Source organism: Undibacterium sp. YM2 (assembly GCF_009937975.1).
GTDB lineage: Bacteria > Pseudomonadota > Gammaproteobacteria > Burkholderiales > Burkholderiaceae_D > Undibacterium.
In genome coordinates this window covers 986,239-1,001,622 of the sequence record NZ_AP018441.1, presented here as the reverse complement: position 1 = coordinate 1,001,622, position 15,384 = coordinate 986,239, and the positions used below count along the sequence as shown (strand labels likewise).

Annotated in this window: 13 protein-coding genes; 6 read left to right on the top strand and 7 right to left on the bottom strand. The window is 51.4% G+C overall.

Translation table 11 applies throughout. The features are described 5' to 3' along the window. Positions 1–105 precede the first annotated feature (105 nt). From secF to queA, 7 genes are all read right to left on the bottom strand, one after another. On the bottom strand, positions 106–1,128 hold the full coding sequence (secF, locus tag UNDYM_RS04600; RefSeq protein WP_162039977.1) for a protein translocase subunit SecF: 1,023 nt from the start codon (positions 1,126–1,128) through the stop codon (positions 106–108). 33 nt (positions 1,129–1,161) lie between these two features. Next, positions 1,162–3,039, bottom strand: coding sequence for a protein translocase subunit SecD (secD, locus tag UNDYM_RS04595; RefSeq protein ID WP_162039976.1), 1,878 nt, complete (start codon positions 3,037–3,039; stop codon positions 1,162–1,164). Positions 3,040–3,118: 79 nt separating this feature from the next. Next, the gene (yajC, locus tag UNDYM_RS04590; RefSeq protein ID WP_162039975.1) at positions 3,119–3,445 is read right to left on the bottom strand and encodes a preprotein translocase subunit YajC; all 327 of its coding nucleotides are present in this window, start codon (positions 3,443–3,445) and stop codon (positions 3,119–3,121) included. A gap of 275 nt (positions 3,446–3,720) precedes the next feature. Then, complete coding sequence (locus UNDYM_RS04585) at positions 3,721–5,196, bottom strand: YdgA family protein (RefSeq protein WP_162039974.1); 1,476 nt, start codon at positions 5,194–5,196, stop codon at positions 3,721–3,723. 209 nt (positions 5,197–5,405) lie between these two features. Continuing rightward, positions 5,406–6,929 carry an FAD-dependent oxidoreductase gene (locus UNDYM_RS04580; RefSeq protein WP_162039973.1) on the bottom strand — a complete coding sequence of 508 codons (1,524 nt, stop codon included), beginning with the start codon at positions 6,927–6,929 and terminating at the stop codon, positions 5,406–5,408. A gap of 130 nt (positions 6,930–7,059) precedes the next feature. Continuing rightward, the gene (gene tgt, locus UNDYM_RS04575; RefSeq protein ID WP_162039972.1) at positions 7,060–8,193 is read right to left on the bottom strand and encodes a tRNA guanosine(34) transglycosylase Tgt; all 1,134 of its coding nucleotides are present in this window, start codon (positions 8,191–8,193) and stop codon (positions 7,060–7,062) included. Beyond that, a complete protein-coding gene (gene queA / locus UNDYM_RS04570; protein ID WP_162039971.1) occupies positions 8,186–9,235 on the bottom strand; it encodes a tRNA preQ1(34) S-adenosylmethionine ribosyltransferase-isomerase QueA in 1,050 nt (349 codons plus the stop codon). Before queA ends, tgt begins: the two co-directional genes overlap by 8 nt. A gap of 195 nt (positions 9,236–9,430) precedes the next feature. Between queA and recG the strand changes: the two genes are divergently transcribed. The 6 genes from recG (at position 9,431) to rimJ (ending at position 15,359) form a co-directional block, all read left to right on the top strand. Beyond that, positions 9,431–11,587, top strand: a complete 2,157-nt coding sequence (gene recG, locus UNDYM_RS04565) for an ATP-dependent DNA helicase RecG (RefSeq protein ID WP_370529438.1) — start codon at positions 9,431–9,433, stop codon at positions 11,585–11,587. A 5-nt stretch (positions 11,588–11,592) separates the two neighbouring features. After that, positions 11,593–12,075 carry an N-acetyltransferase gene (locus UNDYM_RS04560; protein ID WP_162039970.1) on the top strand — a complete coding sequence of 161 codons (483 nt, stop codon included), beginning with the start codon at positions 11,593–11,595 and terminating at the stop codon, positions 12,073–12,075. 6 nt (positions 12,076–12,081) lie between these two features. Next, entirely contained in the window at positions 12,082–12,570 is a 489-nt protein-coding gene (locus UNDYM_RS04555; RefSeq protein WP_162039969.1) for a GNAT family N-acetyltransferase, read from the top strand. A 65-nt stretch (positions 12,571–12,635) separates the two neighbouring features. Further along, a complete protein-coding gene (locus UNDYM_RS04550) occupies positions 12,636–13,547 on the top strand; it encodes an SDR family NAD(P)-dependent oxidoreductase (RefSeq protein ID WP_162039968.1) in 912 nt (303 codons plus the stop codon). A 305-nt stretch (positions 13,548–13,852) separates the two neighbouring features. Further along, entirely contained in the window at positions 13,853–14,797 is a 945-nt protein-coding gene (locus tag UNDYM_RS04545) for a hydrogen peroxide-inducible genes activator (RefSeq protein WP_162039967.1), read from the top strand. A gap of 16 nt (positions 14,798–14,813) precedes the next feature. Then, positions 14,814–15,359 (top strand): ribosomal protein S5-alanine N-acetyltransferase, encoded by a 546-nt coding sequence (gene rimJ / locus UNDYM_RS04540; RefSeq protein ID WP_162039966.1) that lies wholly within the window; start codon positions 14,814–14,816, stop codon positions 15,357–15,359. Positions 15,360–15,384: the final 25 nt, after the last annotated feature.

Below are 15,384 nucleotides of genomic sequence, written 5' to 3'. Positions count from 1 at the left end.
AACCGAAATGCTAACAAAGAAAAAGCCAGCACACAGGCTGGCTTTCATTTTAGATACCTTCCGTTACATGGAAGAGACAGAGTTGCTTGATTTTAAACACACTGTTTAAACCACGGCACCATCCGTATCGTCTTTCTCTTTGACTGGCTTGATCAGGTCTTCACGCTTGACACCCAGCCACATCGCAATCGCTGCTGCCACGAATACGGAAGAATAAATACCAAAGCAAATACCTATCGTCAGAGCAACTGCAAAATAATGTAAAGTCGGACCACCGATCAGCAACATCGACAACACCATCATCTGGGTACAACCGTGGGTGATGATGGTGCGTGAGATTGTGCTGGTAATCGCATTGTCGATCACCTCGGTCACAGACATCTTGCGCTGCTTGCGGAAATTTTCACGGATACGGTCAAAAATAACCACGGACTCATTCACCGAGTAACCCAGCACCGCCAGCACTGCTGCCAGTACCGACAAGTTGAATTCCCATTCAAAGAAGGCAAAGAAGCCGAGGATGATAATGACGTCATGCAAGTTGGCGACGATCGCAGCCACCGCAAACTTCCATTCAAAGCGTATTGCCAGATACAGCATGACGCCCAGTATCACGAACAACAATGCCATCAAACCATCATGTGCCAGCTCATCACCAACCTGGGCACCAACGAGCTCTACCCTTTGCAGCTTGACCAATTCTGTTTTGGCAGCATCCTGACAAGCGAGTTTGTCTGTGGTCGTACCATTCGCTGCACTGGCTGGAACTTTACTGAGATTACCATTTTCAATTTTGCAAAGTGCCTCAAACACGGTATCGGCAACACTGACCTTGGCATCCTTTTTTGTTTCCGGCAAACGTATCACCACGTCTTGCGCCTTACCAAAGGTTTGTACTGGTGAATCCTTGAAGCCCAGCTCCTCTACCTTGTGGCGTATGGCATCGACATTGGCAGCCTTGGGGTAGGTCACTTCCATGACCGTACCACCGGTAAACTCAACCGAGAAATGCAAGCCTTTGTGCAGCAGGAAAAACACGGCTGCGACAAAGGTCAGTGCAGAGATGACATTGAATATCAGCGCATGGCGCATGAAAGGAATGTCTTTTTTAATACGGAATAATTCCATGATGAATTCCTGTGTTCTTGATAGTCTGGCTGCTTACTTGCCAGCGCTTTCTGTTGGTTTCCAGATCGTTCCAATAGAAATGGACGCCAGTTTTTTCTTTCTTCCGTACCAGAAGTTCACAACGCCGCGTGAGACGAATACGGACGAGAATATCGAAGTCAGAATACCCAGGCAGTGAACCACAGCAAAACCGCGAATAGCACCAGAACCAAATACCAGCAGGGCCAGACCAACGATGAGGGTAGTCACGTTAGAGTCAAGGATGGTGGCCCAGGCGTGATCGAAACCTTCTTCTATGGCTTTTTGCGGTGTCTTGCCTGCGCGCAGTTCTTCACGTATGCGTTCATTAATGAGTACGTTGGCGTCAATCGCCATACCCAGTGCCAATGCAATCGCCGCAATACCCGGCAAGGTCAGCGTCGCCTGCATCAGTGACAGAATCGCCACCAGCAACAAGACGTTGAAAGACAGTGCCAGCACGCTGAAGAAACCAAACATCAGGTAGTAGGCAATCATGAAAACAGAGATCGCGATAAAACCATACAGTGTCGAATTGCGACCCTGCTTGATATTTTCCACACCCAGTTGTGGGCCTATCGTGCGCTCTTCTATGATTTCCATCGGTGCGGCCAGAGAACCCGCACGCAACAACAGGGCCAGGTCACCAGCGGCGGACGATGTGCCCATGCCTGTGATGATGAAGCGATTGCGCAATTCATCATTGATGGTTGGTGCGATCAACACTTCGCCCTTGCCTTTTTCAAACAGGACGATCGCCATGCGCTTGCCTATGCGCGTACTGGTCGCATTACCCATACGTTTGCCACCGTCACCATTCAAATCAACACTGACTGAAGGCTGCTGGTGTTGGTCAAAACTGGACGTAGCATTGGTGATATCGTCACCAGTAATGACAGGGTCTTTGGTGAGTATCAGGTACTCGCCACGGTTGGAGACAAATTTTTCTGAGCCATAAGGAACAGCGGTATTGGCATCAACTGCGCCGATGACACTTTCATCCAGCAAACGGACTTCCAATGTTGCGAGACGGTTGATAATACCCTTGGCGCGCGCGACGTCCTGTACGCCCGGTAATTGGACAACAATACGGTCAGCCCCCTGTTGCTGGATGATAGGTTCAGCAACACCCAGCTCATTGACACGCTTGGACAAGGCGGTAATATTTTGTTTGATACCTTCCGAGACCACATCTTTCAATGCCTTGGGCTTCAAACTCACTTGCAAGCCAAAGTCGGCGCCATCACTACCGGCGGTATCGAGCAAATCGACATCTGTCATCTGTGACAGCAAGACATTCTTGGCCTTGGTACGTTCCTCTGCATCACGGAACTTGACCTTGATCACGTCACCTTCACGGTTCAAGCCCGCATGACGCACTTCTTTTTCACGCAAATTGCTACGCACACTGGAAACCAGGCTTTGCATGCGCTTGTTCATGACCGCCTTGGTATCAACCTGCATGAGGAAATGCACGCCACCACGCAAATCCAGCCCCAGGAACATAGGCAGTGCATGCAGGTTTTGCAACCACTTTGGCGTATTCGACAAAAGGTTGAAGGCCAGTGTATAAGTAGGATCAGCAGGATCAGCATTCAGGGTTTTTTCGAGCGCCGCCTTGGCCTTGAACTGAGTATCCGTATCTTCAAAACGGGCGCGGACTGTGCCTTGCACACCGTTATATTCATAGGAGATATCCTTGCTTTTCAGGCCAGCCTGTTCCAGCGCTTTTTCTACACGGCCAGCCATGTCAGATTCGACTTTGACGGTGGCTTTACCGCTACTGACTTGCACTGCAGGTGATTCGCCAAAGAAATTTGGCGCAGTATACAAAGCACCAAACAGCAGGGCGATCAGAATCAGTATGTACTTCCAGAGTGGATAGCGATTCATAATGGGGAAAATAATTGGAAGCTAAAAAAGCACAACGCAGCCCAGTTTATTTTTGGACTGCGTTGCCGTGTTTTTCTGATTAAATCGCTTTAATCGTGCCCTTGGGCAGCATCATGGTGATGGACATCTTTTGTACGACAACTTCTGTACCGTTGGCGATTTCTATGGTCACATAGGCATCACTGACCTTGACTACTTTACCCAGGATACCGCCTGCGGTGACTACTTCATCATTTTTTGCCAGGGCGTCCATCATTGCCCTTTGCTCTTTCTGACGCTTCATCTGAGGACGTATCATCAGGAAATACATTACTGCTACCATCAGGAGCAAAGGCCACATAGTCAGCAGGTTGCTCTGGAGATCGCCACCAGCGGCTGCTTGTGCGTAAGCATTGGAAATAAACACGTTCAGACTCCTGTCATTTTAATAATGAAATTCTAATTTCCTGGCTAAAACCCGGACATAAATTGCCGCAATTATTGCTCAATTCCTGGTATATAGCACCAAATGCCTATTTTTCAATCGGCAAAGCGCCGTATTTTAGCACCGCCCATGCGAAATGCTGGAAATTGTCAGGATATCTGTAAAGAAAGCCATGCAAAAAAAGCAGGCAATCACCGGTGCTCCCGGATGATTGCCTGCATTTGACTGGATAAATGCAAATTTTGCAATAACAATACTTATTGTCGGCTAAATGGTTTGCCGTTGATGGTCAAAGCGCCCTGCTTCCATTCGATTTTGGAACTCAGCAGTTTGCCGCTGCGGGTGATAAAACCCTGGCCTTCGAAAGCCTGAATTTGTTGGACCATGGCAGCCTGGGCAGCTTTTTGGGCTTCTGGATCTTTTTGGCTGGCCCCGCCAAGTTTGGCGACCAACGCTTCTGTCAAAGTCACATCCAGGTTGCTTTGTAATTTTGGCAGCAGCAACATAGGGTTGGCTGTATCTGCCGCTGTTGCACCTGCAAGCTTGGCAGAACCTGCGAGTTTTGCCTCGCCATCGACCGTCATGACACTCAGGCGCTCCAGCACCAGCTCTGGTTCTTTTTGCAAAACAATAGCCGCAACTTCATCCCACACGGCTTTCAGGGCAGCTCTTTTGTCAGGATCACCAGGCGCGCTCATCACATCGGTATAGGCAACAGAAATTTTTGCCAGGGATGGACCATGAATGCGCTTTACCCCATAGTCGTAATGGAAGTCCGTAAACTCTTGATTATCAAAGCTTAGCTTGGCAGCACCTATCCTGGCGACAAAGTCCATGAGCTCATCTTTCATAGTGGCTTCGGTACCCAGCTTGAACTGATCCAGGGTAAAACTTTTCTTGGCTTCGACTTTATCGGTATAGCTGATATTGGCAACAGTGGTTTCAGTCTTGCCCAAATAAAGTCGGGTACCTGGATAAGCCTGCGTTACTTCACCTTTGAGGCTGACCGCTCCCAGTTTGAATGACTGACCTTCCAGCCCATCGACGGTCAAACCAGGGGCACTCATGACGACATTAAATGCCTTGTAATCTTTTTCAAAGCCAACTTCCAGGCTCAAACCCTGCCAGTTGACTTTTTCCTTGTCTTTTTCCATGACAGTATTGAATGCCGGGCTGGAAATGCTGACGCGGCCACTGCCGCCATAATTGAGGCGGGAAGTGATCTCAAGTGCGTTGGCAGTACCAAACAGCTTGGCAAGCTGCGCCTTGCTTTCTGCATCCAGCACCAGCTCTGTCTTGATCAGGGCCGCACCATAACCACGGAATGCAGGCAGCGGGCCATGCTGGATGTGGTTAATGAAATGTATCTGCAGCGGTTTCGACGCCTTCTCTGCCACAGCAGGTTCTGCTGCAGGGCTAGCTGCCGTTGCAGGATTATCGGTAGCTGGCTGCTCAGCAGCATTTGTGTCAGCACCGGTGTCAGCACCCGACATGGGAAAATCCGGTTTTTTCATGCCGGGAAAAGTCAGTTCCAGCGTCGTATCCTGGGTAGAAGAAAAGATACCGCGCTGATAATCTTGCTTGATGATTTTGACATAGGGAGAAGATTTAGCCTGATTCAGGCTGGATTCTGTCAGCTTGGCTTCTACACTTTTTCCGGTGTACCAGGCGGCAGCAGGATATGCCACTGCCAGAACCGCGACTACTGCAATCAGTTTCGTACTTTTACTCACAAACTTCCTCCGTGTGAACAACTTGCTTGCCAGATGGCCAGGGTCATTATGACCTGCGCAAAGTGTAACAAGCTTCCCCTGGATTGTCATTCTTGCATTTGACTTCAATACTTTGGTATGTAGCAATATTTCTCTCATTCAAAATGCATGATAAAAAGAAAAAGGCAGCAAACTTGCGCTTGCTGCCTTGCCTGCTGGTTTTTTCTGCGTTAGTTGGAACGTATAGTCGCCAAAGCCAGTTCCGAGGTATTCAAAGCTCCCTCAACAAAGCCCTGGTAATCGGAATATGCCTCACCAACAATGTGGATATTCTTGGCACCGCTGCCAAAGTCAAAGGCCTTGAACACATCCATGACCTTCCATGAACGCACACCTGGTTGCCAGCCATGATTGGCCGCGCCATAAGGAGCTCTCGCCCAGTCGCGTATGCCATAGGTGACGATGGAATTCTTGATAAAGTCGCGGGTATCTTCCAGTGATTTTTCTTCAAACATATGCTGGGCCTGGTCAGTCAGTTTCAGGCCTGAGCGCTTGATATCGACGAGGCGTTTGACATCACGCGCAACGAACAGGGAGAAGGCATCGACGATCTTGACGTTCTGGTCTATCTCGGCGCGGTCATGTTTGTCGGTTTCCATGACATAGTGTTTCCAGAATTCTGTCGATGGGCGGTCCATGTACAGCAAGACCATGCCATGACCATCCTTGTCCTGGCCTTGTGGGCGACGGAAATAATGGATTTCCCGGGTAGGCAGACAACTCGCATATTGTTGCGGACGTTGTGAATAATCCCACCAGGGTGAATCTGTCACGAAGAACAGTTTCAGCATCGGAAAGCCATTCACCGCATCAAGCTGGGAAGAGACATGTTCAGGCAGGCAGGACGCCAGTTTCACCAGCGGCATCCTCGGCAAAGCAAGAATCAGCCTGTCGGTCTGCAACTGTATATTGCCATTCTTGGTATGCACATCCAGTTCCAGCCTGGGCTGGCCCATGGCGATTTGCTTGAAACTGGTCAGCATGTGACCGCCAGCCAGGGTGACATTGCTGAGGCCACGCAATTTTGCCATCAGGCTTTCTGTCAGTTTTGCGGTGCCGCCATCCACGCTGGCCAGTTGCTGGCCTACGGTTTTGAGGGCGCGCAGCCACCAGATGATCCATTCTATCGCGTTCAGGTTTTCGGGGATCATGTGATAGAAGGTGCCAGTGTCGCGCAGCTTGGTCAGTGCCAGATGGCTGAGCGCACCTTCGGCAGACATGGCGTTCCAGAAACCCATGCTCCACAAGGGCTGGCCATTGAGTTGTGCATGTTTGCGCATGCGCTGGTAGTCAGCCTCAGTCTGGGCATCTATCCAGGCCTGGTCTTGCGGGTCTTGTCCCAAGATCAGCATGATGCCGCGCTTGAGCAATTGCAGGGAGTTGAGACCCATTTCCTCGGCAGGCAAATCATAGGTGGGAGCGTTGACTTCTTCACCTTCCGGGCCGCTGAACTCGGTCAGCTTGACGCCCAGGTCACGGCACAATTTATCGAAGCGCGGTTGCAGGGTGGGCTCGAAACGCATGGGGCCCCATTCAGCGATAAAGCCATCGAGATCTTCAGTCTCTATGCGGCCACCCCAGCGGTCAGATGAGGCTTCCAGCACCACGACTTTTTGCCCGGACAAGGCCAGACGCCAGGCGCAATACAGACCAGAAATGCCGCCGCCGGCAATAATGACGGGATGATAATTCATATCAGACCTCTAGTATTCATTTGTCCACTCGGACGAGAGCGTCATTTTGCCTGCAAGCGGCCTGAATATAATTCGTATTACTGATCAGTCCGTCATTATTTACCGTATTAAATAAGACACGAACACTGACTCAAACGCCGCGCGCACGGTCAGCGTGGAATTGCTGTACAAACTCGGGGAAGCGCTCATCGTCCAATGCTTTACGGATGTTTTTCATCAAATCCAGGTAGTAATGCAGATTGTGGATGGTGTTCAAACGTGCGCCCAGGATTTCACCAGTGCGGTGCAAGTGATGCAGGTAAGCGCGCGAGAAATTCTTGCAGGCATAACATTCGCAAGTTGCATCCAGTGGTTCTTTTTCTTCCTTGTAGCGCGCGTTCTTGATCTTGATATCGCCAAAGCGGGTGAAGATCCAGCCATTGCGCGCATTGCGGGTAGGCATGACGCAGTCAAACATGTCTATGCCATTGGCGACACCTGCTACCAGGTCTTCCGGCGTACCTACACCCATCAGGTAATGCGGCTTGTTTTCTGGGAGCTTGGGGCCAACGTGCGCGAGTACGCGCATCATGTCTTCCTTGGGCTCGCCCACTGACAGGCCGCCGATGGCAATACCGTGGAAATTCAGTTCATTCAAGCCTGCCAGGGATTCGTCGCGCAGGTGTTCAAACATGCCGCCCTGGACGATGCCGAACAAGGCATTCGGGTTTTCACCCTGGTTGAATTCATCGATAGAACGCTTGGCCCAGCGCAAGGACATGCGCATGGATTTGCCAGCTTCTTCTGTCGTCGCTGGCCTGCCATCAATTTCATAAGGTGTGCATTCATCGAACTGCATGACGATATCAGAGTTCAGCGAACGCTGGATTTGCATGGAAATTTCTGGCGACAGAAACAGACGCTCACCACTGATAGGCGAAGAAAATTTGACGCCCTCTTCTGTGATCTTGCGCATTGCGCCCAGCGAAAATACCTGGAAACCGCCTGAGTCAGTCAGGATAGGTTTATCCCAGCCCATGAAACCATGCAGGCCACCAAATTTATTCAGTACTTCCGTGCCAGGACGCAGCCACAGGTGGAAGGTGTTACCCAGGATAATGTGGGCATCTATCTCTTTCAATTCCAGCGGCGACATGGCCTTGACCGAGCCATAAGTACCCACCGGCATGAAGATAGGCGTTTCGATTTCACCATGGTTGACTTTGACACGGCCACGACGTGCGGCAGTAGTTTTATCTTTTTTAATGAGTGTAAATTCAAGCATGGTCTTCCCCGGAGGAATTGGTCAGCAGCATGGCATCGCCATAGCTGAAAAAACGATATTGTTGAGCGATAGCGTGAGCATAAGCACCGCGGACGCGATCATACCCGGCAAATGCCGATACCAGCATCATCAAAGTGGATTTTGGTAAGTGGAAATTGGTGATAAGCCTGTCCACGGTTTTGAATACATAACCCGGCGTGATGAACAAGCGGGTGTCATCGCTGCCTGCCAGCAAGGCCCCGGTTTGTGAAGCAGACTCGAGTGCACGCATGCTGGTGGTACCAACCGCCACCACTTTGCCGCCAGCGGCTTTGGTCGCCTGCACGGCTGTCACGGTCTCATCCGGCACGGTATACCATTCGCTGTGCATCTGGTGATCTGCCAGATTTTCGGTACGCACAGGCTGGAAGGTGCCCGCGCCCACATGCAGGGTCACATAGGCAAGTTTTATGCCTTTGTCCTGGCAACGCTGCAACAGCGCCTCGTCAAAATGCAAGCCAGCCGTTGGTGCAGCAACCGCACCTGGCACGCGGTTATACACGGTCTGGTAACGCTGCTCGTCAAAGTCGTCGGCATCATGTTCTATATATGGCGGCAAGGGCAGGCGACCGAATGTTTCCAGTAAAGTGAAGATATCTGACGGGAAATACAGGGTGAAAAATTCACCAACACGCTCACCGACGACGACATCAAAACTGTCTGCCAGGCGGATTTTGCTACCTGGCAGTGGTGACTTGGACGCACGCATCTGTGCCAGCACACTGCGCTCCTTGTCATTATTCGACAATACACGCTCCACCAGCATCTGTATCTTGCCGCCGCTTTCCTTGACGCCAAAGAAACGGGCTTTCAAGACACGGGTATCATTAAAGACCAGCAAATCACCGGCATTGAGCTGGTTGATGATATCGGCAAAGTGCCTGTCTACCAGCGTATCGCCGTCAACATGCAAGAGGCGCGAAGCAGTACGGTCGGGCAAAGGTGTTTGCGCGATCAGGGCTTCGGGCAGTTCAAAATCAAAATCACTTAGGGAGTAAAGCATGCAAAAATTCTACAAAAAACGGGGGTAAAACAGGAAAAACAGACATAAAGCTACTTTACACTGTATAAAATACCAGTAGAATACACACTAGCGTAGCAAACCCGGTTAAGATCACAGGCAAACAGCCTGCAACCCAAGGTTTTGTGAATTTCCTGAAAAAGTAAGCTGACAGCAAAACCCACCATTTTACACCTCATGGCCGCTGAAGACCAAAGTGCTAGCGTAGAGTTAAAGAATACACAAGCTGATGCAGCCATGGCTGGCGGCCATGCACAGCCGGAGTCCGGCACCAAGAAGCCTGTCAAGAAAGCCAAAAGTCCGGCCAATACCGCTGCCAAGGCAAGTGAAAAACTTGCCAAACTGGGCTTGCGCAAGGACATGGATTTTGTCTTGCACCTGCCCATGCGCTATGAAGACGAAACAGAAATCGTCAGCATGCGCGATGCTTCTTTCCGTGGTGGCAGCAGTGTGCAGGTTGAGGGCGTGGTCACAGATTGCGATATACAGTATCGCCCGCGCCGCCAGCTGGTCGTGACGATTGCCGACGATAGTGGCCAGGTTGTACTACGCTTCCTGAATTTTTATGGCAACCAGACCAAGCAAATGGCGGTGGGCGTGCGAGTACGGGCGCGTGGCGAATTACGCCATGGCTTCTTTGGTGCAGAGATGGTGCATCCACATTACAAGATCGTCAATGAAGGCGCGCCTTTACCGACTGCGCTGACGCCTGTTTACCCTTCCGGCGAAGGCGTGCCACAAGCCTTATTGCGCAAAGCCATTGCCAATGCCATGACGCGCGTCAACTGGCGCGACACCCTGTCGCCTGCACGCCTGGCCGCCCTGCATTTGCAGGATTTTGAAAGCAGCATACGCATACTGCATAATCCACCGCCAGATGTCGATCAGCATAGCCTGATAGAACGCGAACATCCAGCCTGGGAACGCATGAAATTCGATGAGCTGCTGGCCCAGCAATTGTCGCTGAAGCGTGCACAAATCACCCGTCGCAGCAAAGGGGCAAATGCCCTGCCACTGGTCGGTGAACTCAGCAATGCTTTCCTGCTGAACCTGCCATTTTCCCTGACCAGGGCGCAAAAAAAAGTGCTGGCCGAGATACGCGATGATCTGCGTGAAGCCTTCCCCATGCAACGCCTGTTGCAAGGCGACGTAGGCAGCGGCAAAACCATTGTTGCGGCACTAGCGGCGGCACAAGCCATAGACAATGGTTTTCAGGCAGCGCTGATGGCACCGACAGAAATTCTGGCCGAACAGCATTTCAGGAAAATCGCTGCCTGGCTGGAACCGCTGGGTGTAAAAACAGCCTGGCTGACCGGCGGCCTGAAGAAAAAAGAAAAAGACGCTGCCAATGCCCTCATCACCTCCGGCGAAGCGCAACTGGTGATAGGTACCCACGCTCTGATACAAGACACTGTGCAATTCAAGAAACTGGGCCTGGTCATCGTTGATGAACAACACCGCTTTGGCGTCAGCCAGCGCCTTAACCTGGCCAACAAGACCGAAGCTGGCAAGGTACCACATCAACTGATGATGTCGGCCACGCCTATCCCGCGCACACTGGCGATGACTTACTACGCTGACCTGGAAGTATCCATCATTGATGAACTACCACCAGGTCGCACACCTATCGTCACCCGTGTCATTGACCAAAACCGCCGCGATGAAGTCATCGCCCGCGTGCAGGCAGCAGGGCAGGAAGGCAAACAAGTCTACTGGGTTTGCCCGTTGATAGAAGAATCAGAAACCCTGCAACTGCAAACCGCAACTGACACGCACACCATGCTTGCTGAAGCCTTGCCGGGATTGAAGGTGGGCCTGGTCCATGGCCGCCTGAAACCAGCAGAAAAGCAGGCCACGATGGAGGCATTTATTCGTAATGACAGCCAGGTGCTAGTGGCTACCACGGTGATAGAAGTTGGTGTCGATGTACCGAATGCCAGCCTGATGGTAATCGAACATGCTGAACGGTTTGGCCTGTCGCAATTGCACCAACTACGTGGCCGCGTAGGCCGTGGTGCCGCAGCCAGTGTCTGCCTGCTGCTGTATCAAGGCCCCCTGGGTGGTACTGCCAAACAAAGGCTGGCCACGATGCGCGAGAGTAATGATGGTTTTGAAATTGCCCGCAAGGACCTGGAATTGCGCGGCCCCGGTGAATTCCTCGGTGCACGCCAATCCGGTGAAGCCATGTTACGCTTTGCCAACCTGGAAACCGATCAATGGCTGGTCGATAAGGCACGCAACCTGGCCGATGATTTATTGAAAAATGACCCGGTCACCGTTGCGGCTCATCTGGAGCGCTGGCTGGGATATAAAGAAGAATTTTTACGAGTATAAAAACTATGTTGAATATCGTCGATGTTGATGTCAATAATCCGCAGCATGCCAAGGACCTGGTCAGCATGCTCAATATGTATGCGCTCGATCCCATGGGCGGCGGCGAAGCCCTGTCTGATTATGCGCAAGCCAATCTCATCACTGAACTCAAAAAACGCAATACCGTGCGCGCCATACTCGCTTATGTGAATGATCAGACTGCCGGTTTTGCGATTTGCATAGAAGGCTTTTCTACCTTTGCCTGCAAGTCCTTATTGAATATCCACGACTTTGCCGTGCATCCTGATTTTCGCGGCAAGGGCATAGGCAATCAAATGATGCAGCACCTGACCGCCCTCTCTGAACAACTGGGTTATTGCAAGATGACGCTGGAAGTATTGGAGGGCAATACCCGTGCGCAAAATATGTATCGCGCAGAAGGCTTTGCGCCGTATGAGCTGAACCCGGAATTTGGCGGTGCGATCATCATGCAAAAGAAGTTGAAGTAGATTTGCATGAACAGTTCCATTCGTGAGGCGCATGAGCATGATGCCAGCCAAGTGTGCGAGGTGTTGCGCCTGTCCATCACCGAGTGTTGCATTTCAGACCACCAAAATGACGCTTTGATTCTGGAAAAATGGCTTAAAAATAAAACTGTGCCAAATCTGGTGGCATGGATCAATGCGGAGGACTCTTATTCATTAGTGGCAGAGTCAGACGCGTCATCAGGCACTCAAATTCTTGGTTTTTCCATGATGGATAACAAAGGATATATTTCCCTATGCTATGTGTTGAAAGAAGCGCTGTATTCAGGCATTGGCAAGGCAATGTTGACAACGATGGAAGAGCGTGCAAAGAACCTGCATTTGGAAAAATTAAGACTGAACAGCACTAAGAGTGGACTGGCTTTTTATATGCGCAATGGCTTTAAAGTTCTGGAAAAGAAGAAGTCAATCTTTAATTTAGATTCGCATGTCATGGAAAAGATTTTGATCAATTCCTGAAGCTGGAATACACTCAGCAGCCTGTGTCTAGCCAGGCAAATCCAAAAATTAAATCAGGAGAAGAAATGACAATAGACTTCAAAGGCCGTGTTGCCATCGTAACAGGTGCAGGTGGTGGTTTGGGACGTGAACATGCGCTGGCACTGGCTGCGCGTGGTGCCAAAGTGGTGGTCAATGATCTGGGTGGTGCGCGTGATGGTTCCGGCGGCTCTTCTGCCGCAGCACTGGCCGTGGTCGAAGAAATCCGGGCGGCTGGTGGCGAGGCGATAGCCAATGGCGCATCGGTCACCGATTTTGAAGCTGTACAAGCCATGGTGGCAGAGACCATGGCGCAATGGGGGCGGATTGATATCCTGGTCAATAACGCCGGTATCTTGCGCGACAAGAGCTTTGCCAAGATGGATATCGCCGACTTTAAACTGGTGCTGGATGTGCATCTGATGGGTGCGGTGCATTGCTGCAAGGCAGTCTGGGCCATCATGACAGAACAAAAATATGGCCGCATCGTGATGACGACTTCTTCGTCCGGCCTGTATGGCAATTTTGGCCAATCCAACTATGGTGCTGCCAAGCTGGCCCTGGTCGGGCTGATGCAGACGCTGGCATTGGAAGGGGCCAAGTATGATATCCGCGTGAATAGCCTGGCACCGACGGCGGCAACCCGCATGACTGAAAGCCTGTTCCCGGCAGAGTTCCTGGCGGCGTTGCAACCATCAGATGTGGTACCTGCGATGCTGGTGCTGGCGTCTGAGCAAGCCCCCTCCCGCGCCATCCTGTGCGCAGGTGCAGGCAGTTTTGAAGCCGCGAATATCACGCTGACCCAGGGTGTCTGGGTGGGTCGTGGGGATGATGCACCTGAGCAACTGGCTGCGCGTCTGGCGGAAGTGCGCCAGCGTGATGGAGAGGCTGTGCCAGAAAGCGGTGCGGCACAAGGTCACCTGGAGCTAACCAAGGCCATGAGCCAGTCTAAAGGCTGAGCTGAATACATAGAAGAATCTGCAGATTTAAAAGGGAGTGGCACATCTAGCCACTCCCCGCACTCCCCGGTCGCTTAGCACAAGCGAAACTGGACATACTGCGCCAGATCAAGCGTTTTGAAAATAGCAAGTATCACATCCACAATTTAGTTTCTGGCAGAGTATGCGCCAAAACAGCCAGATATCGTATATACGGTATGATTGTTAAAAAATACTCCCCCTGTCATTGTTAAATTCAGGAAAAAATTTGCTACCTGTACAAAGCACTTGCTGACGCTGCTCTCAGTCTGTGCCAAACTAACGTCATGACACTTACAGAATTAAAATATATTGTTGCCGTAGCCCGGCAAAAACATTTTGGCCATGCGGCAGAAGCCTGTTTTGTCGCCCAGCCTACGCTGTCTGTCGCCATCAAAAAACTCGAAGATGAACTGGGCGTCACTATTTTTGAACGTGGCGGCACCGAGGTATCCACCACCCCGCTAGGTGCACAGATTGTTGCCCAGGCTGAACGTGTGCTGGAACAAACCGCTGCCATCAAGGAAATCGCCAAACAAAACAAAGACCCGCTGGCTGGCCCTTTCCGCCTTGGCGTCATTTATACGATAGGCCCCTACCTGCTGCCTACCCTGGTGAAAACCATGATACAGCAGGTGCCGCAGATGCCTTTGGTGCTGCAAGAGAATTTCACTGTGAAGCTCATGGAGCTACTGCGCCAGGGTGAGCTTGATGCTGCCATCATGGCCCTGCCCCTGCCTGATCAGGGCATGATGATACAGCCGCTGTATGACGAACCTTTTGTGGTTGCCATGCCAAAAGACCATGCCTGGGCAGGCCGCGATGAAGTGTCAGCCGAAGAATTGAAGTCAGAAACCATGCTCTTGCTGGGTAATGGTCATTGCTTCCGCGATCAGGTGCTGGAGGTTTGCCCTGAGATGTCGCGCTTCTCGACAACGGGTGACGGCATTGCCAGGACCTTTGAAGGTTCGTCACTGGAAACCATACGCCACATGGTGGCGTCCGGCATAGGCATCACGGTATTGCCGATGGCGTCGGTACCTGACATGGATGCCAAAGATGGCATGCTGCGCTACCTGCCTTTCACTGCACCAGCACCAGACCGTCGCGTCGTGATTGCCTGGCGCAAGAGTTTTACCCGTCAGGCGGCGATTGAAGCCATACGCAAGGCTGTGCTGGCTTGCGACCTGCCTGGCGTGACCATGCTCGATGAAGCGGCAAGCACTCAATAATCTTATCCCTCGCACTATGAATAAAGAAGCAATCGCGACTGCGCGTCTGCAATTACGGGTATTGATGCCCGAACATGCCTCGATGATGCAGCAATATTTGCTGCTCAACCGTGCCCACCTGGCACCATGGGAACCGGCCCGTGATGAAGATTTTTTCTCACTGGAAAAATGTGAAGAAAGACTGCTGGCCAGTTCCCGTCTCATGGACGCTGGACTGGCCATGCATTTTGCGGTGTGCCAGGACCAGACCATGATAGGCATCTGCAATTTCAGCAATATTGTCCGCGGCGCTTTTCATGCCTGCCACATGGGTTATGCCATTGCAGAACAGCAGCAAGGCCAGGGTTATATGCAGGAAGCCGTACGGGCTGGCATAGCCTATATGTTCCAAGAGCAGGGGCTGCATCGCGTCATGGCCAACTATGTACCAGAAAACCAGCGTAGCGGCGCTTTGCTGGAGCGTCTGGGCTTTGAAAAAGAAGGCTATGCCAAGTCTTATCTCAAGATCAACGGCGTCTGGCGCGACCATATCCTGACCGCACTGGTTAATGAGGATAACTGAACGAGATAACCAAGCTAGGCAATTA

Coding starts and splice junctions, on each gene's coding strand:
- secF (WP_162039977.1), bottom strand. CDS start 1,128: ATGGAATTATTCCGTATTAAAAAAGACATTCCTTTCATGCGCCATGCG.
- secD (WP_162039976.1), bottom strand. CDS start 3,039: ATGAATCGCTATCCACTCTGGAAGTACATACTGATTCTGATCGCCCTG.
- UNDYM_RS04580 (WP_162039973.1), bottom strand. CDS start 6,929: ATGAATTATCATCCCGTCATTATTGCCGGCGGCGGCATTTCTGGTCTG.
- tgt (WP_162039972.1), bottom strand. CDS start 8,193: ATGCTTGAATTTACACTCATTAAAAAAGATAAAACTACTGCCGCACGT.
- queA (WP_162039971.1), bottom strand. CDS start 9,235: ATGCTTTACTCCCTAAGTGATTTTGATTTTGAACTGCCCGAAGCCCTG.
- recG (WP_370529438.1), top strand. CDS start 9,431: ATGGCCGCTGAAGACCAAAGTGCTAGCGTAGAGTTAAAGAATACACAA.
- UNDYM_RS04560 (WP_162039970.1), top strand. CDS start 11,593: ATGTTGAATATCGTCGATGTTGATGTCAATAATCCGCAGCATGCCAAG.
- UNDYM_RS04555 (WP_162039969.1), top strand. CDS start 12,082: ATGAACAGTTCCATTCGTGAGGCGCATGAGCATGATGCCAGCCAAGTG.
- UNDYM_RS04550 (WP_162039968.1), top strand. CDS start 12,636: ATGACAATAGACTTCAAAGGCCGTGTTGCCATCGTAACAGGTGCAGGT.
- UNDYM_RS04545 (WP_162039967.1), top strand. CDS start 13,853: ATGACACTTACAGAATTAAAATATATTGTTGCCGTAGCCCGGCAAAAA.
- rimJ (WP_162039966.1), top strand. CDS start 14,814: ATGAATAAAGAAGCAATCGCGACTGCGCGTCTGCAATTACGGGTATTG.